Raw genomic sequence first — 24,477 nt, 5'->3', positions numbered from 1 at the left:
TGCACAGTGCTTGGGACTCGTGGCGGGGCTGCGTAGAATGGCGCTTCCAGAGAGGAGAGCGACATGTTCCAGGGTTGGTGGCTGATCGCAGTGGCACTCGCATATATCGCGGTGCTGTTCACGATTGCATGGCGGGGTGATCGCAACGCCAAGAAACACGGGTCGCCGAATCGGCGCCCAGCGGTCTACAGTCTGGGGCTTGCGGTCTACTGCACCAGCTGGACCTTCTACGGCAGCGTCGGGCAGGCCGCGACCAGCGGCTGGAGTTATCTGAGCATCTTCATCGGGCCGATTCTGGCCTGCCTGCTATTCTGGCCGATCCTGCTCAAGATGATTCGGGTCGCCAAGCGCCAGAACATCACCTCGATCGCCGACTTCATCGCCTCGCGCTACGGCAAGACACAGTCGCTGGCGGTGTTCGCCTCGCTGGTGGCCCTGGTCGGCACCCTGCCCTACATCGCCCTGCAGTTGAAGGCCGTCTCGAGTGCCTATCAGGTACTTACCGACACCAGCGATGTCACGCGAACCGCCTGGCTGGGCGATACCGCCTTCTATGTGGCGGCGATCATGGCGCTGTTCGCCATCCTGTTCGGCACCCGCCACACCGACGCCACCGAGCACCATGTCGGCCTGTTGCAGGCGATCGCCTTCGAATCGCTGGTCAAGCTGGTCGCCTTCCTGACCCTGGGCGTCTATGTCACCTGGGGCATGTTCAATGGCCTGGGCGATCTGTTCACCAAGGCCGACACCTATCTGGAGCTGCAACAGCAGCTGGAGACTCAGACCTTCGGCACCGGCTTCTGGGCCCAGACTCTGCTGGCGATGCTGGCGATCTTCTGCCTGCCGCGTCAGTTCCACGTCGCGGTAGTCGAGAACACCCACCACGATGACGCCCGGCGTGCGCGCTGGATGTTCCCGATCTACTTGATCGCCATCTCCTTCTTCGTACTGCCGATCGCCGCCGCCGGTCTGACCATGTTCCCCGATGGTTCGGTATCACCGGACAGCTTCGTGCTGGCGCTGCCGATGGCGGCAGACCAGACCTGGCTGACCCTGTTGACCTTCATCGGCGGCTTCTCCGCCGCCACCGGCATGGTGATCGTCGCCGCCGTCGCGGTCTCGATCATGATCTCCAACGAGATCGTGATTCCGCTGTTGTTCCGCCTGCGCTGGTTCGATACCGAGGCACGCGACTACAGCCATATCGTGTTGCTGGCGCGCCGTCTGACCATCGTGATGATCCTGGCGCTGGCCTACGGCTTCTATCTGCTGATCGCCGAATACAGCACCCTTTCGGCCATCGGCTTGCTGTCGTTTGCCGCCGTCGCCCAGTTCGCGCCCTCACTGATGGGTGGCCTCTACTGGAAGCGCGGCAACCGCCTCGGCGTCATCGTCGGCCTGAATGTCGGCTTCGCGGTCTGGGCCTGGTCCCTGCTCGTGCCGGCACTGGCACAGGCGGGTCTGATGCCGGCCGAGATCGTCAACCAGGGGCCGCTGGGTATCGACTGGCTGTCGCCGCATGGTCTCTTCGGCTTCCGCTTCAATGACCCGCTGACCCACGGCGTGATGCTGTCACTCGGCCTGAACCTGTTCTGCTACATCTTCGTCTCGCAGATGACACCGCAGCGCGTGGTCGAGCGCATCCAGGCCTCGCTGTTCGTCGACAGCGTCGAGACCCGCCAGACCAGCGTCTCGCGCCCCTGGACCGGCTCCACCTCCGTCTCGGACCTGCGCGTCCTATGCGAACGATTCCTGAGCCATGAGCAGGTCGAGCGCGCCTTCGAGGACTACGCGCGCCGTAGCGGCCAGCCGCTGGAGCTGCATGCACGCGCCTCCATCGACCTGATCCAGTTCACCGAACGCTTCCTGGCCTCGGTGCTCGGTGCCTCCTCGGCACGCATCGTCGTCAACTCGGCGCTGCAGGGTCGCGGCATCGGCATCTCGGATGTCATCTCCATCGTCGATGAAGCCTCACAGGTGCTCGAATTCAACCGCGCCCTGCTGCAGGCGACCATCGAGAACATTCACCAGGGAATCAGCGTGGTCGACCAGCACATGCGCCTGGTGGTGTGGAACCAGCGCTACCTGGACATGTTCCGCTTCCCCGACAACCTGATTCGGGTCGGTGCGCCCATCGATCGCATCTTCCGCTACAACGCCCACAACGGCGAATACGGCCCGGGCGACCCCGAAGAGCACGTCGACCAGCTGCTGGATGCCATCCGCAACGGCGAGCCGCACCGCTACGTGCGCTATCGCCAGGATGACAGCGTGATGGAGATCCAGGGTAATCCGATGCCCGGTGGCGGCTTCGTCTACACCTATCAGGACATCACCCAGCAGAAGCGCACCGAAGAGGCGTTGATCCGCTCGGAAAACAACATCCGCATCTATACCGACAACGTGCCGGCGCTGATCGCCTATTTCGACAAGGAGTGTCGCTACCTCTTCACCAACCGTGCCTATGAAGCGGTGATGGGCATCGACCGTACCGCCGTGATCGGCGAGCCCGCCGAAGAGGCGATGCCGGAAGACATCTATCGCCAACGCGCGCCGTGGATGACGCGCGCGCTGTCCGGTGAGCGCGTCTCCTTCGAGATCTCGCTGGAGGCCCCGGAAGGCGGCGTGCGTTACATGCTGGTCACCTATACGCCGCACTTAAGCACCAAGGGCAACATCCTCGGCTTCTTCGCGCTCTATCAGGACATCACCGAGCGACGTCTGGCGGAGATCGCCCTCAAGGAGACCAACGAGAACCTGGAAGAGCGCGTGCGCGTGCGTACCCAGGAGCTGTCACAGGTCAACGAGGCCCTGCGCACCGAGAACCGCGTGCGCGCCGAGGCCGAGCAGGCACTGCGTCAGGCCAAGCAGCTGGCCGAGGATGCCAATGCCTCCAAGACACGCTTTCTGGCCGCGGCCAGCCACGACCTGCTGCAGCCACTGAATGCGGCGCGTCTGTTCACCTCCGCCCTCGCCCAGCAGGTCGAAGGCGAGATGAAGACCACCACCAATCACATCGACAACTCATTGCAGGCCGCCGAGGAACTGCTCAGCACCCTGCTCGACATCTCCAAGCTGGATGCCGGGGCACTGGCGCCACGCCGCAGCGTGTTCCGCCTCTCCGATATCCTCAAGCCGCTCAAGGCCGAGTTCGAGGTGATGGCGGAAGATCGCGGATTGGACCTGAAAGTGGTGATGACGCAGCTGGCGGTGGATTCCGATGGCCAGATGCTCAGACGCATCGTGCAGAACTTCCTCTCCAACGCGGTGCGCTATACCCGCCAGGGCCATGTGCTGCTGGGATGCCGCCGTCTGGGCGATCGCATTCGCATCGAGGTCTGGGACACCGGCCCCGGCATTCCCGAGTCGAAGCTGACCGAGATCTTCCAGGAGTTCCGGCGCCTCGATCAGACCGAGCGCCACAAGGAGAGCGAGAAGGGCCTCGGCCTGGGGCTGTCGATCGCCGAACGCATGAGCCGGGTGCTAGACCACCCGATCACGGTGCGCAGCTGGGTCGGCATCGGCACCGTCTTCGCCGTCAGCGTGCCGATCAGCAAGGAGCTGCCGGCAGCCGAGCTGCCCGATGCCGTCCCAGCTCGCAAGCGCGCCGGCAACAAGCTGACCGGCACTCGCGTCCTGTGCATCGACAACGAGAGCCTGATTCTCGAGGGCATGAAGGCGATGCTGTCCGGCTGGGGTTGCGAGGTGTTCACGGCGACCTCGATCGGCGGCGCCAAGTCGGTGATCCGCAACCTGGATGGTGATCCGGATGCCATCCTCGCCGACTACCACCTCGACAATGAGGTAACTGGCCTGATGGCGCTGGATGCGCTGGATGAACGCCTGGCGGGCTCGGTACCGGGCATCGTGATCACCGCTGACCGCACCGATGAGGTCGCCGAGGAAGTGCGCCGTGCGGGCTATCACCTGCTGCTCAAGCCGGTGCGACCCGCCGCGCTGCGTGCGCTGCTGACGCGCAGCCTGCAGGCCAATCGCGCCGAGAAGCACACCAGTGGCGCGAGCGATGCTCCCGATGCCGCGACGGATGACCCAGCCCCCTGAACAGGTGGGCTGGCCTGTCGCTCTTTAGACCTAGTAGAAGCAAAAAGCCCGCCCTGTCAGCGACAGGGCGGGCTTTTTGTGGCTTGAAGGCGCGACTCTCGAGGAGAGCCTCAGCTCAAGCGCTGACGCAGGATCAGGAGCGGACTTTCGGCGGCTCGACTTCCAGACGCTGGGCCGCGATGACGGCCTGGGTGCGCGAATGCACGCCCAGCTTGCGCAGAATCGCGGTCACGTGGGCCTTGATGGTGGCCTCGGACACATTCAGCTCATAGGCGATCTGCTTGTTGAGCAGACCTTCCGTCAGCATGTTGAGCACGCGGAACTGCTGCGGCGTCAGTGACGCGATCGCCTCGGCGAAGCGCGATTCATCCTCGGAAGACTCGCCCATGGCCTCGGCGATGTCCGTCGGCAGCCAGACCTCGCCTTCGAGGATCTCGCCGATGGCTTCGGCGATGACGTCGAGGCTGGCGGACTTGGGAATGAAGCCGGAGGCGCCATAATCGATGGCGCGGCGCACCACGTAGGGCTCCTCGCTACCGGACACGACCGCCACCGGGATGTCCGGTGTCTGGCCACGCAACTGGATCAGACCGGAGAAGCCGTGGGCTCCCGGCATGTGCAGGTCCAACAGGATCAGGTCGGCATCGGGATGGCGGGCAACGACTTCGTTGGTCGCTTCCATGCTGTCAGCCTCGACGATCTCTGCCTGAGAGGCGACTTGTCTAAGCGCCTGGGTCAGTGCGGCACGAAAGAGCGGGTGATCGTCTGCAACGATGAACTTCTGGGCAAAGGCCATTGAGTCTCCTCCAAAACCCCGATGGTGATCATCACCGACCTTCCTGGCCGGTCAACAATCGCCGTTATTTTCTGGCATGTTACCCCATAAAACGCGCGTTTAACAAAGCAGCCCACCATCGGAAGATGCACTGATGTTTCGCTCGGGGAACACGAGTATCGCACGGATTGATGCCCGGCGAGCGAACAATCCGTGCGCTGATTCTGACAGCATCCTGGGGATGGTGAGTCAGACAACCCTACCCGCAACGCGACTGGCATGCCAGCCGATCAATGCGACACCGGCAATCAGCACGAAGCCGATCAGACTGGCGATATCCGGCACCTCCCCCCAGATGGCCCAGCCCGCCAGTGCCGAAAACACGATGGTCAGATAGGAATAGATCGACACTTCCCCCGCCGGTGCGAGGCGATAGGCCGTGGTCATCAGAATCTGACCGCCGGCCGCAAAGACGCCGATGCCCAGCAAGGCCAGCGCCTGAGGGCCGCTCGGCATCACCGGATTCATCAACATCGGCACCAATGTCACCACACTGGAGACCAGCGAGAAATGCAGCACGATGGTCGCCGAGGCCTCGCGCCCTCTCATCGCACGGATGAGCGTATAGGCCGCCCCCGCCAGCATTGCCGAACCCAGCCCGACCATGGCGGGCAACAACGCCTCCACCCCACCCTCGGCAAATGCCAGTTGCGGCTTGATGACCAGCGCCGCGCCAGAGAAGGCGACCAGCATGCCGACCAGCCGCCAGCCGCCGAGACGCTCGGCCAGGAAGAGGCCGGCGAACAGGCTGACGAAGAACGGCGATAGCTTATTCAGAATAGTCGCATCTGCCAGCAGAAGATGATCGATGGCGTAGAAGAAGCTCATCACGCCGCCAAGCCCGATCAGTGACCGCGCCATCAACATCGGCTGGTGATGCCAGTGGCCCAGCAGACGCGCGCCCGCCATGCGCACCATTACCACCGCCACGCCGAGACTGACCAGGTTGCGCACGAAGACCTTCTCGAACAACGGCAGGTCGCCACTCAGCTTGACCATCGCCCCCATCAGCGCGAACGAGATCGCCGACAGGCACATCAGGATGACGGCGCGAGGACGATTCTCACCCTCATTGGACGACGACGCGGAAGGGGGACTGGCTGGCTGAGAGGCGGGGCAGGATGCATCCGACTTGCCTGCTGACATGGGGGCGGCCTTGATCTTGAATTGATTGGGGAAATGCGCAGCGAGGCGCAAACAGAGGGTGCGAGCAGAGTTCGCTGACACATGCGCTGCCACATCATTATCAAGCCAGTACCTCCTCGATGGCCAACCTTTCACGTCTCGCACTGCGCAAAAGCGCGGGCAATGAAAGTGAACCGATAGAGGAAAGTGATTCGATAGATGCCCACAGACAGACGCAAAAAAGCGCGGGAGCCAGGCTCCCGCGCTTTGCTGTCGCTGCGTGTCTTGTCAGGCCGCGACGACCGTCACTCGCCGCGTTCAGCGGTTGGCGCGCTGCTCGATCAGGTCATCCACCACTGACGGGTCCGCCAGTGTCGAGGTATCGCCGAGGCCGTCGGTCTCGTTGGCGGCGATCTTCCTGAGGATACGGCGCATGATCTTGCCGGAACGCGTCTTGGGCAGCCCCGGTGCCCACTGGATGACGTCCGGCGAGGCGATCGGGCCGATGTCCTTGCGCACCCACTGGGTCAGCGTCTTCTTGAGCTCATCACTGGCTTCGATGCCATCATTGAGCGTCACGTAGATGTAGATGCCCTGACCCTTGATGTCATGGGGATAGCCGACCACGGCGGCCTCGGCGACCGCCTCATGCGCCACCAGCGAGGACTCGATCTCGGCGGTGCCCATGCGGTGGCCAGAGACGTTGAGCACATCATCGACGCGCCCGGTGATCCAGTAGTAGCCATCCTCGTCGCGACGACAGCCGTCACCGGTGAAGTACATGCCGGCATAGGTGGAGAAGTAGGTCTGCACGTAGCGTTCGTGATTGCCCCAGATGGAACGCGCCTGCCCCGGCCAGCTGTCGAGAATCACCAGATTGCCTTCGGTCGCACCCTCGAGAATGTTGCCCTCGTTGTCGACCAGCGCCGGCTGCACACCGAAGAACGGCAGCGTGGCGGAACCCGGCTTGAGATCGGTCGCGCCCGGCAGCGGCGCGATCATGATGCCGCCGGTCTCGGTCTGCCACCAGGTGTCCACCAGCGGGCAATTGCCATTGCCGATCACGCGGTGGAACCACTCCCAGGCCTCGGGGTTGATCGGCTCTCCCACCGAGCCGAGCAGCCGCAGGCTCGTGCGCGAGCTTGAGTCCATCACGCTGTCACCGTGTGCCATCAGCGCACGCACGGCGGTCGGGGCGGTATAGAGAATGTTGACCTGGTGCTTGTCGACGATCTCGCCGATGCGCCCGTGGGTCGGATAGCTGGGCACACCCTCGAACATCAGCGTGGTCGCGCCATTGGCCAGCGGTCCATAGACGATGTAGCTGTGGCCGGTCACCCAGCCGACATCCGCCGTGCACCAGTAGATATCACCGTCGTGGTAATCGAACACGTAGCGGTGGGTCATCGCGGCATAGAGCAGGTAGCCGCCCGTGGTGTGCTTCAGGCCCTTGGGCGTGCCGGTGGAACCGGAGGTGTAGAGAATGAACAGCGGGTCTTCCGCGCCCATCGCCTCGGCCGGACAGTCACTGGACTGACGGTCTACCAGCTCATGGAACCAGGCATCGCGGCTGCCCCAGTTCACCTCACCGCCGGTACGCCGCACCACCAGCACGTGGTCGACACAGTCGGTGCCATCACGCTCCAGCGCCTCATCGACGTTTTCCTTGAGCGGTACGCGCTTGCCACCCCGCAGTGACTCATCGGCGGTGATCACGATGCGCGAGCTGGAATCGACGATACGTCCCGCCAGTGCGTCCGGCGAGAAGCCACCGAACACCACCGAATGCACGGCACCGATGCGCGTACAGGCCAGCATCGCCATCGCGGCTTCGGGAATCATCGGCATGTACAGCGTGACCACATCGCCCCGCTTGACTCCCAACTCCTTGAGGCCATTGGCAAACTGGCTGACACGCGCGTGCAGCTCGCGATAGGTGATCGACTGGGACTCGTTCGGGTCGTCCCCCTCCCAGATGATGGCGACCTGATCGCCACGTTCGGCGAGGTGGCGATCGAGGCAGTTGTGCGCCACGTTGAGCTTGCCATCCTCGAACCAGCGCACATCGACGTCACCGGGACCGAAGTTGGTATTGCGGATCACCGAGGGCGCATCGAACCAGTCCAGTGACTGGGCCTGCTCGGCCCAGAATGTCTCCGGTGCCTCGACGGACTGCTGATACATGGCCTGATAGCGCTCGCGGTCTGCCCAGGCGTGGGCGGCGGCATCGGGAGTGACCGGATGAACCTTGGCATGTTCGCTCATGTGGCGTGACCTCTGACGGATTGGCTGGCGACTCGCTGTCCCACGCGGCATGCGTGAAGCGCAGGCGAGCCGAGGCAAGTCCATTTCAGCTTAAACCCAAGCATGGGGGGGCCACACACTAGACCTTGGTAGATAAATTTTTACTAATTATTTCAACTGTTTATCAACAAATTACACCAAGGTCACAGCGACGTTCGGAGGACAGAAACCGCCTGAAAAGACACCTTCTGACACGACTCGCACTTTGCAATGACATGCTGGCGAGCGAAAAGCGCCTCAACGCGCAATCGACGCATTGCGCGCCGGGTCATTCAAGGGCCCGCTCAACTCCTGGCCACAGCGCCGACAGCGATAGCGATGTCCGCGCTGGGCATTGGCGTGGCGTCGCGAGCTGAAATGGTGCGCGGTATCGCAGCCACAGCCATAGGCCCAGGGCGTCGGGCTGGCAGTCGAGACATCCATGCGATGCGTCACCTCCGGCGGGACGCCGTAGAGATTGGTCATCACCTGCTGCCACTCGGGGCCATGGGGTTTGACGCGCGTCTTGCCGGCGCGCTCGACCACCTCCATCACCACCCAGTGAGCGACCTCGTGAGGGACGGTCTGACTGAGGAAGTGATGGCGATTCTCGCTGAGCAGTTGCCAATTGAAGCGCAGCCGCTGGCGCGCCGAATCCGCCGTGCCCGCCGTGCGCCCCTTGAGGCGGCAGGAGACTGACGGCATCCGCAGCTCTGGGAACAGGGCGCGCGCCCGTGCCAGACATGCCAGCACCTGCGCCTCCAGCGTCGCGTGCAGGGCAGGTGCCGTCAGCGCCTCGAGCGCGGCGGCATCGGCCAGCGGCAGCGGCGTGGCGGGGGCCTCCCCCAGGCAGGCCAGAGCATGGTCGGGCGGAAAGCGGTGACGACTGACGACACGACGAGTGGATGATGACATGACACGAAGACCAGACAGCAGAGCGAAGGAACGGATGAGCTGATGATGAGCGAGCGTACCACTCCTCGGGGCGTGAAATGATACACTAGCGCCATTCACGCCTGCCCGGTTCCCCTTGATTCACCCTGGTAGCCAGGCGGCACTGTTCGACTTCTCCCCTTATCGCACGCGAGACTCCCCCATGGCCGAGCCTGTCCAGACCCAGCCGCTGCTGGATGATGAATCCCTCGACATCCTCGACGAATTCCTCGAGTCCGACATCGTCGGCCCGGAAGCTCTCGATATCATCAGTGCGCATGGCTTCATGCTGGCACTGGCCATCGCGCCGCGCGAAGTGCCCTCCAGCCTGTGGCTGCCGGAACTCTTCCAGGGGCAGCCAAGCTATGAAAGCCCGCAGCAGGAAGCGGAAGTCGTCTCCCTGTTCGAGCAGATGCGCGCCAACGCCATCGATGCCCTAGAGCACGGCGTGCTGCCGGAACTGCTGTTCGAGCTGGAGCTGGGCGGTGCCGACCCGGTCGAGACGCCGATCGGAGACTGGTGTGCCGGCTTCATGGAAGGCGTGTTCATGGACGAGGAGGCCTGGTTCGGTACCCAGGAAGAGACTGCCGCCGAACTGCTGCTGCCATTCATGGCCATCTCTGGCGTCTTCGAGGATGAAGACCCGGAGATCGGTGAGCTGATCGCCGACCCGATCGGTGCCCAGCGCTTCGTCAACCAGCTGCCGGAACTGCTGCTGGATCTCTACCTGCTCTACCGTGTCCCGCCGGAGAGCCCCAAGCCGTCGCCGCGTCGCAAGGGGTCCGCCGCACCGGGTGCGGCCGGCATTCCGCGCAGCAAGCATGCCGGCAACAAGGGCAGTGGCAAGGGTGGCAACAAGAGCGGCGGCAAGGGCAGCGGCAAGAAGCGCTGAGCCTGCCATGGCGCTCTTAACGCCATGCAGCCTTGAAAACGACAACGCCGGGCGACCTCATGGGTCATCCGGCGTTGTCGTTTCACCAGGCCGTGTGCGCCTCTCAGCGTAGCCGCGTCACCAGGCTATCCAGGGTGCCATACCCCCACTCGCGACAGCGCTGCATCAGCGGCCGACGCTGCCAGGCGGCCTGGGTGATCTCGACGCTGTGAGCGAAATGATGCTCGAACAGCGTGGCGACGTCGGCGGCGAAGCGATGGTCCTGCACCTCCTGATTGGCCTCCAGATTCCACTGCAGGCTCCAATGATCGAAGTTGCACGATCCCAGCGTCACCCAGTCATCCGCCAGCGAGAACTTGGCGTGCAGAAAGCGTGGCTGGAATTCATGGATACGCACGCCCGCCTTGAGCAGCCCGGCATAGAAGCGCTGCCCCGCCGAGCGCACGCCCGGGTGATCATGATGCTGACCGGCGATCAGCAACCGGACATCGACACCCCGGCGCGCCGCGCGCTTGAGACGCCGCCGCATGCTGAAGGTCGGCACGAAGTATGGCGTGCAGACCCACAGCCGCTTGCGTGAGCTACTGGCCTGGTGCTGCAGGGAATGACGGATGGCCTGATAGCGGAAACCATGCCCCCAGACCACCCGCCCACGCATGCCCAGATAGCCCTCGACCCGGCCCGCACGCACATTGATGCTGCGTACCGCCAGCCGACTGCCATGGCCACGACTGGCCGCGGAGTCCCACACGCGTGCGAACAGGCGCACCCAGTCACTGATGCACGGCCCCTCGATGCGTATCGCGACTTCCGACCAGGCCTCGGCGAAGACATCCACCGCCCCGAAGCCGCCGGTAAAGCCCACCTCTCCATCGACCACCAAAAGCTTGCGATGGTCCCGTGTCAGGTTGCGCCCCAGTCGCCACCAGGAAAGCGGGTTGTAGATCCTGAGCTGGATATCCGCCTCGATCATGCGCTGACGGTCAGCCTCCTCAAGGCCCAGCGAGCCAAAGCCATCCAGCAGCACCAGCACCGTCACGCCGCGGCGGCGCGCACCACACAGAGCATCGATCAGTACACGACTGAGGTGGCCGCTCTCGGCCAGATACAGCTCCAGCAGGATGGAATGGCGCGCGGTTTCCACCGCCTCCAGCATGCTGGGCAGAAAACGCGCGCCTTCCGGCAGCAAGGTGAATCGATTGCCTGATCGCCACATTCCCAGCATGCCTTGCCTCCCGTCATTTCCCTGCACGGCACGATACCGATGACGATGCCCATGACGATGCACCGCCAGATGCTGGCACTGTGCGCTCTGTCATCACAGAGCCCTGCCACGGCGTCCGCGGATAGAATGCGTATAATGCTCAATATCATGCTCGCGCTGAGCGCTACCAGCCAGACCATGAAAACGTCGCCTTCAACCCTGATTCATCGACCCGATGCTTTATTCGTGAACGCCGACAGATTGTCGTTTCCGGTAGTCCGTCCTTGTCCACACCTGCGAGAGCCTCACCATGTCGCCAGTCACCTTAGTCCTGCGCCCGTTGCGCAATGTCAGTCGCCGTCTGCTGGACAAGTGGGTGGAAATGCGCGCGGTGGAGCCCGACATCAATGCGTTGGACCACAGCGCCTTGAACCTCGACCCGGCGCTGCCGGTGGTCTACGTCTTCCCATACCAGGCATTGTCCGACGAGCTGGTGGTCGAGCAGCTGTGCGAGGCACGCGGCCTGCCCTCTCCGACACTGTCTCTGAGCATAGGCGACCTGCGCCTGAGCCACTCTCGTCTCCGCCTGTTACGGCGCTCGCGCAGCGACAGGAGCCTGCTGTCACGTCGACTGGCCAAGTTGATCGCCGCGCTGGAAGACGCCCCGAGTGATGTCGAGGTGCAGCTGGTGCCGGTCAGCGTGTTCTGGGGGCGTGCACCGGGCAAGGAATTCGGCTTCTGGAAGTTCATCTCCGCCGATAGCTGGCGGGTGACGGGCGTGCTGCGCCGTGCCATCGCGATTCTGGTCCATGGGCGCTCGGTGGATGTGCATTTCGGCCAGCCGCTCAAGCTGCACGAAGCGCTCAGGGAAGGCCCACAGGACTCGGCGCTGGCGCATCGCCGCATCTCGCGCCTGTTGCGCGTGCACTTCCGTCGCGTGCGAACCCGCCTGCTGGGGCCGGACCTCTCCCACCGCCACACCATGATTCGCAACCTGCAGAAGGCACCCGCCGTGCAGGACGTGGTCAGCGAGCTGGCACGCGAGCAGAGTCAAGCGCCGGCGCGCCTGGAAAAGCGCGCCCTGCAGTATGGTCGCGAGATCGCCTCCAACATGGGCTATCCGGTGCAGCGCTTTCTGGCGCATGCCCTCAAGCGGCTGTGGCACAAGCTCTACGACGGCGTCGAGGTACGCGGCATGTCGCAGGTCAAGGCCATCGCCGGCGACTGCGAGCTGATCTACGTGCCCTGTCATCGCAGCCATATCGACTACCTGTTGCTGTCCTACGTGCTGTTCCACGAGGGCCTGATGACGCCCCACGTCGCCGCAGGCAAGAACCTCGACATGCCGATCATCGGCCCGATCCTGCGCCGTGGCGGCGCCTTCTTCCTGCGCAGAAGCTTCCGCAACAATCGTCTGTACGCCACCGTCTTCGACGAGTACGTGCACCAGCTGATCACCCGTGGCCATCCACTGGAGTACTTCATCGAGGGTGGCCGCTCACGCACCGGCCGCATGCTGCCCCCGCGCCCGGGCATGCTGGCGATGACCCTGCGCTCCTTCCTGCGTGATACACGCCGCGAAGTGGCCTTCGTGCCGGTCTATATCGGCTACGAGAAGGTCTTCGAGAGCCTGAGCTATCAGCGCGAGCTGTCGGGAGCCAGCAAGAAGAAGGAATCACCGCTGGACCTCATCCGCGTGCTCGGCCAGCTCAAGCAGCCTTTCGGCAAGGTCTACCTGAACATCGGCGAGCCGCTCAAGCTGGGCGAATGGCTGGATGACACCGCGCCGGACTGGAAGGCCAGCCGCCATCAGCGCCGCCCAGAATGGCTGACCCAGGCGGTGCCGCAACTGGGACATGAAATCGCCACGCGCATCAATGCCGCCGCGGCGCTCAACCCGGTCTCGCTGACGGCGCTGGTGCTACTGTCCACCGCCCACCACGCCATCGAGGCCAGCCTGCTGCAACGCCAGCTGGCGATGCTGGTGCGCCTCGCCGACAAGCTGCCGGGCCGCCATGACCACAGCCTGCCCGAGGGCACGCCGGACGAGTGGGTCGCCCACTGCGCGCATCTGGGGCTCGTCACCCTGCGCCCGCAGAGCCTTGGCGAGCTGGTGATCGCCACCCCAGAGCAGGCCAGCCTGCTGACCTGGTATCGCAACAATGTGTTGCACCTGCTGGCGCTGCCGGCGCTGATCGCCTTCGCCTTCCGCAATACGGCCCAGTACACCCTCGAGGCACTGGAAGATCAGATCAGCCCCGCCTGGCCGCTGCTGGTGCGCGAGCTGTTCGTCCCCGAGGCGCCTGAGCTGAAGGCGGATATCGCCGCCACGCTGACCCTGATGAGCGAGGAAGGCCTGCTGGAGCATCAAGCGGCGACTGGCGACACCCCGGAGCGCTGGTCACGTCCGGTGGCCAGTCAGGAGCCTTCCGAGCAGCTTCGCCTGCTGGCTCAGCCGGTACAACCGACGCTGGAACGCGGCTATCTGTTGATCGCCGCCCTGTTGCAGCACGGCAGTGGCACGCTGGACCGCGAGTCCCTCGAGAGCCATTCCGGCGCCCTGGCCGAACGCCTGACCCTGCTGTCGGGCCTCAATGCACCGGAGTTCTTCGACAAGCGTCTGTTCAGTGGTCTGCTCGATACCCTGCTGGAGCTGGAATTCATCTGGCTGGAGAGCGGCCAGCTATGCTTCGGCGAAGCGCTGGAAGACCTGCAGGTGCACGGCCGTGACCTGTTTGACCCCGCCCTGCGCCACCGCCTGCAGCATGTGCGACTGCGCGACAGCGAGGCCGAGAACGAGACCGAGAACGAGAGCGACGCCCCGGCGGAAGGCATGGTCGAGGAGCAGCATCCAGCCCTCGACGACAGCGAGACCGCTGACGAAACTGCATCAGCAGACCGCAAGGCATCCGACGCCACCCCTCAGCGCGAATGAGATGATGGGCCGAGGTCCCTGGAGCAAAAAAGCCCCCGCCGCGATCAGATCGCGAGCGGGGGCTTGTGCGTTTGGCGGAGGCAGTTACATCACTGACGCCATCGCCAAGCGTCAGTGCTATCAGCGCAGCGCCTGCTTCACATAGACGTCGTAGCGACTGGTCTTCTCCTCCACCACATGACTCGGCGCGAGCCCGCCGATCGGCTCGGCCTTGCGTGGCCGCTTGACCACCACACGATGCGTCGCGACCTCCAGCGCCGCCTCGAGCAGCGACGGGGCGTCCGCATCATCACCGGCCAAGGCGCGGAAGACACGCATCTCCTTCTTGACCAGTGCCGACTTGTCACGGTGCGGGTACATCGGGTCGAGATGCACCACCTGAGGCGGCTGGTCCCACTGCGTCACCAGCTCCCCGAGCTCCCGCGTGGCATCGCCGTGCAGCGCCTGCATGCGCAGCGCGATCTCGCGAATCTCGTCATCTGCGCAGCTCTGTGCCCGAGTCAGGCCATCGACCAGAATCGCCGCCGTGGCCGCCACGCGCTCGATCATCAATACCGGTGCCCCGAGACTCGCCAGCACGAAGGCATCACGCCCGAGTCCTGCGGTGGCATCGACGATGCTTGGCAGTGCGCCTCGATTCAGGCCACAGGCCCGTGCGATCAGCTGGTTGCGACCGCCGCCGAAACGACGGCGATGATCGGCGCGACCGGCGACGAAATCGACGTACAGCGGCTTGCCGTATTCGCGCTCGTCTCCGGCGATCACCAGGCGCGGTGCCCCCTGCTCGTCCAGCGCCACCTCAAGCTTGAGCGCCGGCATCTCGTCATCTTCCCGCAGCGCGATACCGAAATGTGCCGCCAGCATGGCGAGCTCCGGGCGCGCCTGCAGCCGTGAACGGGCAATGGCGATCACGGGAGCGGCATCGGCGGCTGCATCATGGGCAGCAAGGGAGTCTTCGGGTGGCAGCATGGATGGGCTCTACGAGAAACGGTGAAGATAAACGGGGAACGCAGGAAAAGGGAAACTCGCATGGCATGCGATCAGGCTGACAAACGCCGACGGCGCCGCAAGAGCGACGCCGTCAGGGGACAAGCTTACGTCATCGCGCGCATGGCTTACAGCAGCAACAGCATGCCGAACAGCATCATGCCCAGCAGCAGACGGTAGACGACGAAGGGCAACATGCCGATGCTGTCGATGGCCTTGAGGAACAGCTTGATGCACACCAGCGCGGAGATGAAGGACAGCACCACGCCGAGGGTGACATCGAACAACTGGGCTTCACTGCCGGTCTCGATCAGCTCCAGGCCCTTGAGCAGGCCGGCCGCGACGATCAGCGGAATCGACAGCAGGAAGGAGAAGCGCGCGGCGCTCTGTCGCTCGAAGCCCAGCAGCAGCGCGGCGGTGATGGTGATGCCCGAACGCGAGGTACCGGGGATCAGGGCCAGTGCCTGGAACAGGCCGATGATCAGCGCGCCCTTGAGCGTCAGCGTCGCCAGGTCACGCGTGCGTGCGCCCTTGACGTCCGCCCACCACAGCAGCAGACCGAAGACGATGGTGGTGGTACCGATCACCGCGATCGAGCGCCCGGCCGTTTCCACCACATCGCCCAGCAGGCCGCCGAAGATCACGGCCGGCAGCGTCGCCAGCAACACTGCCCAGCCCAGACGGCTGTCTTCGGTCTGGCGCGCCACCAGCGTGCCGCCGCCACTGAACTGGCCAAACCAGCCAGCGAGAATATTGGCGACATCCTTGCGGAAGGCCATCACCACGGCCAGCAAGGTACCGACGTGTACCGCAACATCAAATGCCAACCCCTGGTCCGGCCAGCCGAGCACCTGGGATGGCAGAATCAGGTGGGCGGAGGAGGAAATCGGCAGAAATTCCGTCAGACCTTGAATGACGGCCAACGCCACCACATGCATGAGTTCCATGAAACATCCTTTTAAGAGAGACGGGCCTCAATGGCCCACACGGACGACAGACATCGTCTGTGGCACTGCACGTGCCGTAGTGACAGAACAACGCTTTGCGTCAAGCCGCGCCGCGAGTGTCGGGCGCGACATGATGATGCGCGAACCTTATGTCAGCCTTGGCTGAACCCACGATGACGCAACGAGATGGCGATCCCTGGTGCCATCAGCGCCATGCCACCTCGTTGCGCAGATAGACCGGCTGGGCCTCGACCGCCGACACCGCTTCACCGCGCGCATACGCCTGGGCGGCCAGCATCACCATGGCCTCGGCATCCGGTTGCGGCTCGGGCAGTTGCAGTGCCAGGCTGGCACGCACGCTCTGGGGCAGCTCGTCGTGCATCACCAGCCCCGAGCCGACCGCCAGCCAGTCGTGTTCGCGCAGCGCCGCAGGCAGCTCCAGCAGGCCCGGAGCACAGACCTGCTCGGGTAGCACCTGCTCGACTGCGATCTCGCCGTCAGCGCGCGTCACGACGCGATAGGCGCCGGTGTAGAGCTCGCCCATGCGTGCATCCAGCATCGGCAGCACGAAACGCGCGTGATGCAGGCGGTGGGCCTGCAGTGACAGGGCCGCCAGCGTCGAGACGCCGATCACCGGCACATCGAGACCGAAGGCGAGTCCCTGGATGGTGCCGGCGGCGATGCGCAACCCGGTGAACGAGCCCGGTCCGTGGCCATAGGCCAGGGCATCGAGGTCATTGAGAGTCAGATCGGCGGCGGCCAGCAGCGTCTCGATCATCGGCATCATGCGCTGGGTGTGCTGACGGGGAGCCTCACAGCGCTCGGCAGTAACAACGCCGTCTTGCCACAGGGCAACGGAACAGGCGGAAGAGGATGCATCAATGGCCAGAAGCGTGGTCATGGGCGGTTCGTCGTCAGAAAAATGTGACGCGATTCTACCCGTCCCCCGCGGGCAGCAAAAGACGCAGGCTGTCCACGTCTGGTGTCGGCCGCGGGCGTCACTCCTGCTGCAACCCCCGCTCCATCGCCGTCAAGCGGCCTGCCGCAACGCCTCATTCCTGATTCGCGCCAGTATGCGAAGAACAAAAAAACGCCCGCAGACAATGTCTACGGGCGTTTCTCGTCAGGCGGCCGGCTTCACCAGCGCGTGCCGGTCTGTTCCAGCTGAGCCACCTGAGGCGTACCAGGCAATCAGTGCTCCAGCGCGCTGACCAGCTGGGCACGAATGTCGTCGACGGAGCCGACGCCTTCGATGCGGTGGTAGGCCGGTGCCTGGGCATCGCCAATGGCAGACCAGCTGGAGTAGTACTCGACCAGCGGTTCCGTCTGCTCGTGATAGACGGACAGACGATTGCGCACGGTGGCTTCGCGGTCGTCTTCACGCTGGATCAGGGCTTCGCCGGTGACGTCGTCCTTGCCTTCTTCGCGCGGCGGGTTGTACTCGATGTGGTAGACGCGACCGGAATCCGGGTGCACACGACGACCGGACAGACGCTTGACGATCTCTTCGTCAGCGACGGCGATCTCGACCACGTGGTCCAGCTTCACGCCCGCTTCCTTCATGGCGTCAGCCTGCGGAATGGTGCGCGGGAAGCCGTCAAAGAGGAAGCCATTCTCGCAATCGGGCTGGCTGATGCGCTCCTTGACCAGGGCGATGATGATCTCGTCGGACACCAGTCCGCCGGTATTCATGATCTCCTTGACCTTGAGTCCCAGCTCGCTGCCGGCCTTGACCGCGGCGCGCAGCATATCTCCGGTAGAGATCTGCGGGATGTTGAAACGCTCGCAGATGAACTGGGCCTGGGTGCCCTTGCCGGCGCCGGGGGCGCCCAACAGGATCAAACGCATCGGTACTGCTCCTTGAGTGTGCAAATGAAAAGCATCAAACGGGTGTAAAGGGTCATCTGGCGCTGGTGCACCTTGCCCTCGGCGGCAGATAGCCATCCAAGGCGCTCTGGTCGTCGACATGATCGAGGTGAAGCGGCGAAACTCGCGGCGTCGAGACGCTCGACTACCTCATGAGGGCCGAACGCATCGAGCGTATCGATGACCAGGATGAATATGGGCAGCGGATCAATGTATGCTGCGCGAAACGACGGCGCGCACGGATGATCTCATTATGTCATCGCCATGCAATGTAGAGCTGACGATACCGTTCACACGACGCCGGCACAAGCACACCAAAGGCGCGTATGCCGCCCTTTGGCACTGTTTTGGCGCGCGGGAGGGCCTGCCACCCTCCTCGCCGGTTCCCGACCTGCCATACACAGCTGGCATGACACGAAAACGCCCCCTGCGGCACGCGGTCGCAGAGGGCGTCTTTCCACTCACGCCGGGCCACCTTGCTCGGTCGCCATGGCGTGATCAGGCTGAGTCATGTCAGCCGTTGGTGTGCCAATGTCTCACTCGGTCACGTCTTCCTCCTGGCTGCTGCGACGCAGGCGCACGGCCTTGGCGCGCTTGCTGCGCAGACGGATGTTGAGCATTTCCACCGCCAGCGAGAAGGCCATCGCCACGTAGATGTAGCCCTTGGGCACGTGAACACCGAAGCCTTCGACCATCAGCATCATGCCGACCATGATCAGGAAGGACAGCGCCAGCATCTTGATGGTCGGGTGACGATCGACGAAATCGCCGATGGGCTTGGCAGCCACCATCATGATGCCCACCGAGATGACGATGGCGATGACCATCACCATCAGGTGATCGACCATGCCCACCGCCGTGATCACCGAATCCAGCGAGAAGACGATATCGATCAAGGCGATCTGGACCATGATCGCCATGAAGCTGGCGCTGCCCTTCTTCGCCCCCTCTTCGGCGGGGTCTTCGCCTTCGAGGTTGGCGTGGATCTCGTGGGTGCTCTTGCCGAGCAGGAACAGGCCCCCGAAGACCAGAATCAGATCACGTCCAGAGAAGCTGAAGTCGGCCACGCTGAACAGGGGGGCAGTCAGCGACATCAGCCATGACAGCGACATCAACAGCACGATACGCATGCCCATCGCCAGGCCCAAGCCGATCATCCGCCCGCGCTGACGCTGGGACTCGGGCAGTCGCGCGACCAGAATCGACAGGAAGATGATGTTGTCGATGCCCAGCACGATCTCGAGCGCGGTCAGGGTCGCCAGAGCCACCCATGCCGAAGGGTCCATCAACCATTCCATTGTCTTGCTCCTTGTGTGTTGCGAGAACCGGCCGTCTTTCCGGGTCGTGCCAGCACGCTGCGGCAGATCGCGGCAGGTTGGCGAGAAGCATCGCATGTTGAGCAGGGCAGCAACAGCGGTCGCCGCCCTGCCACGCCAACGGACATGCACAAAAAAACGGCCTCCCGAAGGAGGCCGTTATTTCAGCCAGACCTGTCAGCCAGGCCTGTCAACGCGGATGCCGACACCTTCCAGGAAGGTCACGGCACCCGCGCTTCATGCCACAGGCGTCATCAGAGCAGCATGCGACGCACGTCGGTCAGCACCTGAGCCAGATACGCCGTGAAGCGCGCGGCATCCGCCCCGTTCACCGCACGGTGATCGTAGGACAGTGACAGCGGCATCATCAGACGCGGCTGGAAGGCTGCGCCGTCCCACACCGGCTTCATCTGCGCCTTGGAGACGCCCAGAATGGCGACTTCCGGCGTGTTGACGATCGGTGTGAAGGCAGTACCGCCAATGGAGCCAAGGCTCGAGATGGTGAAGCAACCACCGGTCATCTCTTCGCGCTTGAGCTTCTTGGTCTGCGCCTTCTTGGCCAGCTCCACGGATTCCTTGGCCAGTTCCAGCAGGCTCTTCTGATCCGCATTGCGGATCACCGGCACCATCAGGCCGTCCGGCGTATCCACCGCGATACCGATATGCACGTACTTCTTGTGCACCAGGGTCTCGCCGTCGGCCTTGAGGCTGACGTTGAACTGCGGATACTTGGCCAGCGCGTGAGCCGCCGCCTTGATCATGAACGGCAGCGGCGTGAGCTTGGCACCTGCCGCTTCCGCCTCGGCCTTCATGGACTTGCGGAAGGCCTCGAGCTCGGTGATGTCGGCTTCATCAAACTGGGTCACGTGCGGGACATTGAGCCAGCTGCGATGCAGATTGGTGGCACCGGCCTTCATCAGGCGGCCCATCTTCTTCTCTTCGATCTCACCGAACTGGCTGAAGTCCTGATCCGGCACCTGCGGGATACCGGCACCGCCGGTGGCCTGCGCGGCAGGGGCTGCCGGTGCGGACTTGGCCTTCTGCATCATCTGCTTGACGTAGGCCTGGACATCTTCCTTCACCACACGGCCCTTCGGACCGCTGCCGGAGACATCCGCCAGGTCGACACCGAACTCACGTGCCAGCAGGCGAACCGCAGGCCCTGCGTGGACCTTGGCACCCTTGCTCGGCTTGTGAGCGGCCATCTGGGCTTCCGGACTCGGCGCACCGGCCGGTGTCGGAGCCGGCTTCTGCTCGCTCTTTCCCGCCTTAGGAGCAGCCGGCGCTTCGGACTTGGCAGCCTTCGGCGCAGGCGCGGCACCCGCGACCTCGATGTAACCGATCAGGTCACCCTCGGAGACGGTGTCACCTTCCTTGACGGAAAGCTCCACCACCTTGCCCTTGTAGGGGCTCGGGATGTCCATGGTCGCCTTGTCGGACTCGAGCGTGATCAGCGCGTCTTCTTCGTTGACCTCGTCACCGACGGCCACGGCCATCTCGATGATCGGCACGCTGTCGCTGCCGGACAGATCCGGGACACGCAATTCCTTGCGCTCCGGCTCACCGGAGGCCGGCTCACCGGAGGCCGGCTCTTCTTCAGCAGCCGGTGCCTCGGAAGACGCATCCTCAGAGGCGGACTCGGAAGCAGAGGCCTGCTCGGCCGGCGCAGAATCAGACGCGCTGTCACCGCCTTCACCGGCGATTTCCATCTGACCGATGACGTCACCGGAAGAGACACTGTCGCCCTCCTTGACGGTCAGCTTGACGATCTTGCCCTTGTGCGGGCTCGGGACGTCCATGCTGGCCTTGTCGGATTCCAGCGTGATCAGCGCATCTTCGGCATCGACTTCATCGCCCTCGGAGACGGCCATCTCGATGATCGGCACGGCCTCGGAGTCGCCCAGGTCCGGCACGACGATGTCGACGGTCCGGGTGCCACCGGAAGCTGCCTTCGGTGCAGAAGCGTCTTCCTTCGGCGCCTGCTGCTCAGAGGCTTCCTGCTTGGGAGCCTCTTCCTTCGGCGCTTCCTGCTCGTCAGAAGCGTCAGAGGAGGTGTCACCACCGCCCTCGGCTTCCAGCTCCAGGATATCGTCGCCTTCGGAGACGGTGTCGCCTTCCTTGACGAGAATCTTCACCACCTTGCCGCCCTTCGGAGCCGGCACATCCATGCTGGCCTTATCGGACTCAAGAGTGATCATGGTGTCTTCGGCGGAGATGACATCCCCCACCGCCACCGCTATCTCGATGATCTCGACATCGGAACTACCGCCAATGTCGGGAACCTTGATGATTTCGCTGCTCAAGATCGTGCTCCTTCCAAAACGTGCACGGGGAGCGACACCCGAATCACCTTCGCATCATCATGATGTCGAAAAGGGAGTGCCGCTCGCCTGTTCCGCGATCTCCGCTCAGACGTTCAGCGGATTCGGCTTGTTGGGGTCGATGCCGTAGGTCTTGATCGCTTCCGCGACCACCTTGCGGTCGATCTCACCACGATCCGCCAGCGCCTTCAGGGCCTGGACGGTGACGAAGTTGCGGTCGACTTCGAAGAAGTGACGCAGCTTCTCGCGGGTATCGGAACGACCGAAACCGTCGGTACCGAGCACGTGATAGTCAGCCGGCACCCAGGCACGAACCTGGTCAGCAAACAGCTTCATGTAGTCAGTGGCAGCCACGACCGGGCCGTCACGTCCTTCCAGACACTGAGTGATGTGCGGCTTGGCCGGGGTCTCTTCCGGCTTGAGGAAGGCCTGACGATCCAGTTCCAGCGCTTCACGACGCAGCTCGTTGAAGCTGGTGACGCTCCAGATGTCGGCATCGACACCGTAGTCCTGCTTGAGCATCTCGGCGGCTGCCTCGACTTCACGCAGGATGGTGCCGGAACCCAGCAGCTGAACGCGTGCCTTGCCGTCCTTGCCACCTTCCTTGAGCAGGTACATCCCCTTGATGATGTCCTCTGCGGGCACCGTCTCGAGCGCTGGCTGCTCGTAGTTCTCGTTCATCACCGCCAGGTAGTAGAAGACCGGCTCGTGCTGCTCGAACATGCGCTTCATGCCGTCCTGCACGATGACCGCCACTTCGTGAGCGTAGGTCGGGTCGTAGGTGCGGCAATTCGGGATGGTCGAGGCCAGGATATGGCTGTGGCCATCCTGGTGCTGCAGACCTTCACCGTTCAGGGTGGTACGACCGGCAGTACCGCCGACCAGGAAGCCACGTGCCTGCAGGTCGCCTGCGGCCCACGCCAGATCACCGATGCGCTGGAAGCCGAACATCGAGTAGTAGACGTAGAACGGCATCAGCGGCAGGTTGTGGTTGGCATAGGACGTCGCCGCCGCCACCCACGCAGACATGGCGCCTGCTTCGGAGATACCTTCCTCGAGGACCTGACCTTTCTGGTCCTCGCGGTAATACATGATCTGACCCTTGTCGACCGGCTCGTACTTCTGGCCTGCCGCGGTGTAGATACCCAGCTGACGGAACATGCCTTCCATGCCGAAGGTACGCGCTTCGTCAGGAATGATCGGCACGACACGCTCGCCGAGGGTCTTGTGCTTGACCAGACCGTTGAGTACGCGCACGAAGGCCATGGTGGTGGACACTTCGCGGCCGTTAGAACCCTTGAGCTGGGACGCGAAGATCTTGTCGTCCAGCGGCGGGATTTCCAGCGTTTCGTACTCGGTGCGACGCTGCGGCAGGTAGCCGTTCAGGCGTTCGCGCATGAGGTGCATGTACTTCATTTCCGGACTGTCGTCCGCCGGCTTGTAGTACGGCACTTCCTCGAGCTGTTCGTCGGTCAGCGGGATACCGAAGCGATCGCGGAATGTCTTCAGCGCTTCGTGTTCCATGGTCTTGACCTGGTGGGCTTCGTTGGCCGCTTCGCCATCGCCCATGCCCATGCCGTAACCCTTGACGGTGTGCGCCAGGATGACGGTCGGACGACCGTTGGCGTTGTTGACCGCCTCGTGATACGCCGCGTAGACCTTGTACGGGTCGTGGCCACCACGGTTCAGACGCCAGATATCGTCGTCTGACATGTCCTTGACCAGATCGGCCGTCTCCGGGTACTTGCCGAAGAAGTGCTCGCGCGTGTAAGCGCCGCCATTGGCCTTGTAGTTCTGGTAGTCGCCATCGACCGCTTCGTCCATGCGCTTCTGCAGGATGCCTTTCTTGTCCTGTTCGAAGAGCGGATCCCAGAAGCGACCCCAGGTGACCTTGAGCACGTTCCAGTCGGCACCACGGAAGACACCTTCCAGCTCGTCCATGATGCGGCCGTTGCCGCGCACCGGACCGTCAAGACGCTGCAGGTTGCAGTTGATGACGAAGATCAGGTTGTCGAGATTCTCGCGGCCAGCCAGCGAGATGGCACCCAGGGATTCCGGCTCGTCACACTCGCCGTCCCCCATGAAGCACCACACCTTGCGGTCGTACATGGACTTCAACTCACGCGAGTTGAGGTACTTCATGACGTGCGCCTGGTAGATCGCCTGTATCGGGCCCAGACCCATGGAGACGGTCGGGAACTGCCAGTAATCCGGCATCAGCCACGGGTGCGGGTAGGAAGACAGGCCGTTGCCGTCGACTTCCTGGCGGAAGCTGTCCATCTGCTCCTGGCTGAGACGACCTTCCAGGAAGGAGCGGGCGTAGATGCCCGGCGCCACGTGACCCTGGATGTAGAGCAGATCGCCCTCGAAATCTCCTTCCGGTGCACGGAAGAAGTGGTTGAAACCTACGTCGTAAAGCGTCGCACTGGACATGAAGCTCGAGATGTGACCGCCCAGGCCCTTGTGGGCACGGTTGTTGCGGATCACCTGAGCGATGGCGTTGTAACGGATAAGCGAACGGATACGACGCTCCATGAACAGGTCGCCCGGCATGCGCGCTTCGCGGTGCACGGGGATACTGTTGCGATGGGGCGTGGTCACCGAGAAGGGCACCTGATGGCCATCACGACGCAGGCGGTCGGCCAGGCGTGTCATCAGGTACTGGGCACGATCCTCACCCTCACGATCCAGAACCGATTCCAGGGAGTCCAACCATTCCGTGGTTTCGATCGGATCGAGATCTTCTCTTGCCTCCAGACTCATAGACGTCT

15 protein-coding genes are annotated in these 24,477 nt (G+C 63.5%); 3 read left to right on the top strand and 12 right to left on the bottom strand.

The window, feature by feature from the left end; translation table 11 throughout:
* The first annotated feature begins 63 nt into the window (after positions 1-63).
* Positions 64-4,062 (top strand): NahK/ErcS family hybrid sensor histidine kinase/response regulator, encoded by a 3,999-nt coding sequence (locus MKZ40_RS00255; RefSeq protein WP_175089116.1) that lies wholly within the window; start codon positions 64-66, stop codon positions 4,060-4,062.
* A gap of 133 nt (positions 4,063-4,195) precedes the next feature.
* Here MKZ40_RS00255 and MKZ40_RS00250 read toward each other — a convergent pair whose 3' ends face one another.
* The 4 genes from MKZ40_RS00250 to MKZ40_RS00235 form a co-directional block, all read right to left on the bottom strand.
* A complete protein-coding gene (locus MKZ40_RS00250) occupies positions 4,196-4,858 on the bottom strand; it encodes a response regulator transcription factor (protein WP_043333788.1) in 663 nt (220 codons plus the stop codon).
* A 228-nt stretch (positions 4,859-5,086) separates the two neighbouring features.
* On the bottom strand, positions 5,087-6,043 hold the full coding sequence (locus MKZ40_RS00245; RefSeq protein WP_254627045.1) for a DMT family transporter: 957 nt from the start codon (positions 6,041-6,043) through the stop codon (positions 5,087-5,089).
* A gap of 297 nt (positions 6,044-6,340) precedes the next feature.
* On the bottom strand, positions 6,341-8,287 hold the full coding sequence (gene acs / locus MKZ40_RS00240) for an acetate--CoA ligase (RefSeq protein ID WP_175089115.1): 1,947 nt from the start codon (positions 8,285-8,287) through the stop codon (positions 6,341-6,343).
* A 276-nt stretch (positions 8,288-8,563) separates the two neighbouring features.
* Positions 8,564-9,220, bottom strand: a complete 657-nt coding sequence (locus tag MKZ40_RS00235) for a SprT-like domain-containing protein (RefSeq protein WP_175089114.1) — start codon at positions 9,218-9,220, stop codon at positions 8,564-8,566.
* A 181-nt stretch (positions 9,221-9,401) separates the two neighbouring features.
* Here MKZ40_RS00235 and MKZ40_RS00230 point away from each other — a divergent pair, with 181 nt between their 5' ends.
* On the top strand, positions 9,402-10,130 hold the full coding sequence (locus MKZ40_RS00230; protein ID WP_175089113.1) for a YecA family protein: 729 nt from the start codon (positions 9,402-9,404) through the stop codon (positions 10,128-10,130).
* Positions 10,131-10,233: 103 nt separating this feature from the next.
* On the opposite strand, the gene MKZ40_RS00225 is transcribed toward MKZ40_RS00230, so the two are convergent.
* Positions 10,234-11,355, bottom strand: a complete 1,122-nt coding sequence (locus MKZ40_RS00225) for a phosphatidylserine/phosphatidylglycerophosphate/cardiolipin synthase family protein (RefSeq protein WP_175089112.1) — start codon at positions 11,353-11,355, stop codon at positions 10,234-10,236.
* Positions 11,356-11,644: 289 nt separating this feature from the next.
* Between MKZ40_RS00225 and plsB the strand changes: the two genes are divergently transcribed.
* Positions 11,645-14,269 carry a glycerol-3-phosphate 1-O-acyltransferase PlsB gene (gene plsB / locus MKZ40_RS00220; protein ID WP_175089111.1) on the top strand — a complete coding sequence of 875 codons (2,625 nt, stop codon included), beginning with the start codon at positions 11,645-11,647 and terminating at the stop codon, positions 14,267-14,269.
* 120 nt (positions 14,270-14,389) lie between these two features.
* Here the strand turns inward: plsB and MKZ40_RS00215 are convergent, their stop codons facing one another.
* From MKZ40_RS00215 to aceE, 7 genes are all read right to left on the bottom strand, one after another.
* A complete protein-coding gene (locus tag MKZ40_RS00215; protein ID WP_254627053.1) occupies positions 14,390-15,088 on the bottom strand; it encodes a class I SAM-dependent methyltransferase in 699 nt (232 codons plus the stop codon).
* A gap of 296 nt (positions 15,089-15,384) precedes the next feature.
* A complete protein-coding gene (locus MKZ40_RS00210; protein WP_175089110.1) occupies positions 15,385-16,203 on the bottom strand; it encodes an undecaprenyl-diphosphate phosphatase in 819 nt (272 codons plus the stop codon).
* A gap of 205 nt (positions 16,204-16,408) precedes the next feature.
* Entirely contained in the window at positions 16,409-17,104 is a 696-nt protein-coding gene (tsaB, locus tag MKZ40_RS00205) for a tRNA (adenosine(37)-N6)-threonylcarbamoyltransferase complex dimerization subunit type 1 TsaB (RefSeq protein ID WP_175089109.1), read from the bottom strand.
* 290 nt (positions 17,105-17,394) lie between these two features.
* Complete coding sequence (gene adk / locus MKZ40_RS00200) at positions 17,395-18,051, bottom strand: adenylate kinase (RefSeq protein WP_175089108.1); 657 nt, start codon at positions 18,049-18,051, stop codon at positions 17,395-17,397.
* Positions 18,052-18,605: 554 nt separating this feature from the next.
* Positions 18,606-19,367 carry a TerC family protein gene (locus MKZ40_RS00195; protein WP_175089107.1) on the bottom strand — a complete coding sequence of 254 codons (762 nt, stop codon included), beginning with the start codon at positions 19,365-19,367 and terminating at the stop codon, positions 18,606-18,608.
* Positions 19,368-19,639: 272 nt separating this feature from the next.
* Positions 19,640-21,688, bottom strand: a complete 2,049-nt coding sequence (aceF, locus tag MKZ40_RS00190; RefSeq protein WP_175089106.1) for a pyruvate dehydrogenase complex dihydrolipoyllysine-residue acetyltransferase — start codon at positions 21,686-21,688, stop codon at positions 19,640-19,642.
* A gap of 105 nt (positions 21,689-21,793) precedes the next feature.
* The gene (gene aceE / locus MKZ40_RS00185) at positions 21,794-24,469 is read right to left on the bottom strand and encodes a pyruvate dehydrogenase (acetyl-transferring), homodimeric type (RefSeq protein WP_175089105.1); all 2,676 of its coding nucleotides are present in this window, start codon (positions 24,467-24,469) and stop codon (positions 21,794-21,796) included.
* Positions 24,470-24,477 lie beyond the last annotated feature (8 nt).

This window comes from Cobetia sp. BMC6, assembly GCF_029991385.1.
Lineage (GTDB): Bacteria > Pseudomonadota > Gammaproteobacteria > Pseudomonadales > Halomonadaceae > Cobetia.
Note: the sequence above shows the minus strand (reverse complement) of the source record. Positions and strands in the feature narration are given on the sequence as shown.

Excerpts from the sequence above, each read along its gene's own strand:
- MKZ40_RS00255 (WP_175089116.1), top strand. The coding sequence starts at position 64 with ATGTTCCAGGGTTGGTGGCTGATCGCAGTGGCACTCGCATATATCGCG.
- MKZ40_RS00250 (WP_043333788.1), bottom strand. The coding sequence starts at position 4,858 with ATGGCCTTTGCCCAGAAGTTCATCGTTGCAGACGATCACCCGCTCTTT.
- MKZ40_RS00245 (WP_254627045.1), bottom strand. The coding sequence starts at position 6,043 with ATGTCAGCAGGCAAGTCGGATGCATCCTGCCCCGCCTCTCAGCCAGCC.
- acs (WP_175089115.1), bottom strand. The coding sequence starts at position 8,287 with ATGAGCGAACATGCCAAGGTTCATCCGGTCACTCCCGATGCCGCCGCC.
- MKZ40_RS00235 (WP_175089114.1), bottom strand. The coding sequence starts at position 9,220 with ATGTCATCATCCACTCGTCGTGTCGTCAGTCGTCACCGCTTTCCGCCC.
- MKZ40_RS00230 (WP_175089113.1), top strand. The coding sequence starts at position 9,402 with ATGGCCGAGCCTGTCCAGACCCAGCCGCTGCTGGATGATGAATCCCTC.
- MKZ40_RS00225 (WP_175089112.1), bottom strand. The coding sequence starts at position 11,355 with ATGCTGGGAATGTGGCGATCAGGCAATCGATTCACCTTGCTGCCGGAA.
- plsB (WP_175089111.1), top strand. The coding sequence starts at position 11,645 with ATGTCGCCAGTCACCTTAGTCCTGCGCCCGTTGCGCAATGTCAGTCGC.
- MKZ40_RS00215 (WP_254627053.1), bottom strand. The coding sequence starts at position 15,088 with ATGCCGGCGCTCAAGCTTGAGGTGGCGCTGGACGAGCAGGGGGCACCG.
- MKZ40_RS00210 (WP_175089110.1), bottom strand. The coding sequence starts at position 16,203 with ATGGAACTCATGCATGTGGTGGCGTTGGCCGTCATTCAAGGTCTGACG.
- tsaB (WP_175089109.1), bottom strand. The coding sequence starts at position 17,104 with ATGACCACGCTTCTGGCCATTGATGCATCCTCTTCCGCCTGTTCCGTT.
- adk (WP_175089108.1), bottom strand. The coding sequence starts at position 18,051 with ATGCGTTTGATCCTGTTGGGCGCCCCCGGCGCCGGCAAGGGCACCCAG.
- MKZ40_RS00195 (WP_175089107.1), bottom strand. The coding sequence starts at position 19,367 with ATGGAATGGTTGATGGACCCTTCGGCATGGGTGGCTCTGGCGACCCTG.
- aceE (WP_175089105.1), bottom strand. The coding sequence starts at position 24,469 with ATGAGTCTGGAGGCAAGAGAAGATCTCGATCCGATCGAAACCACGGAA.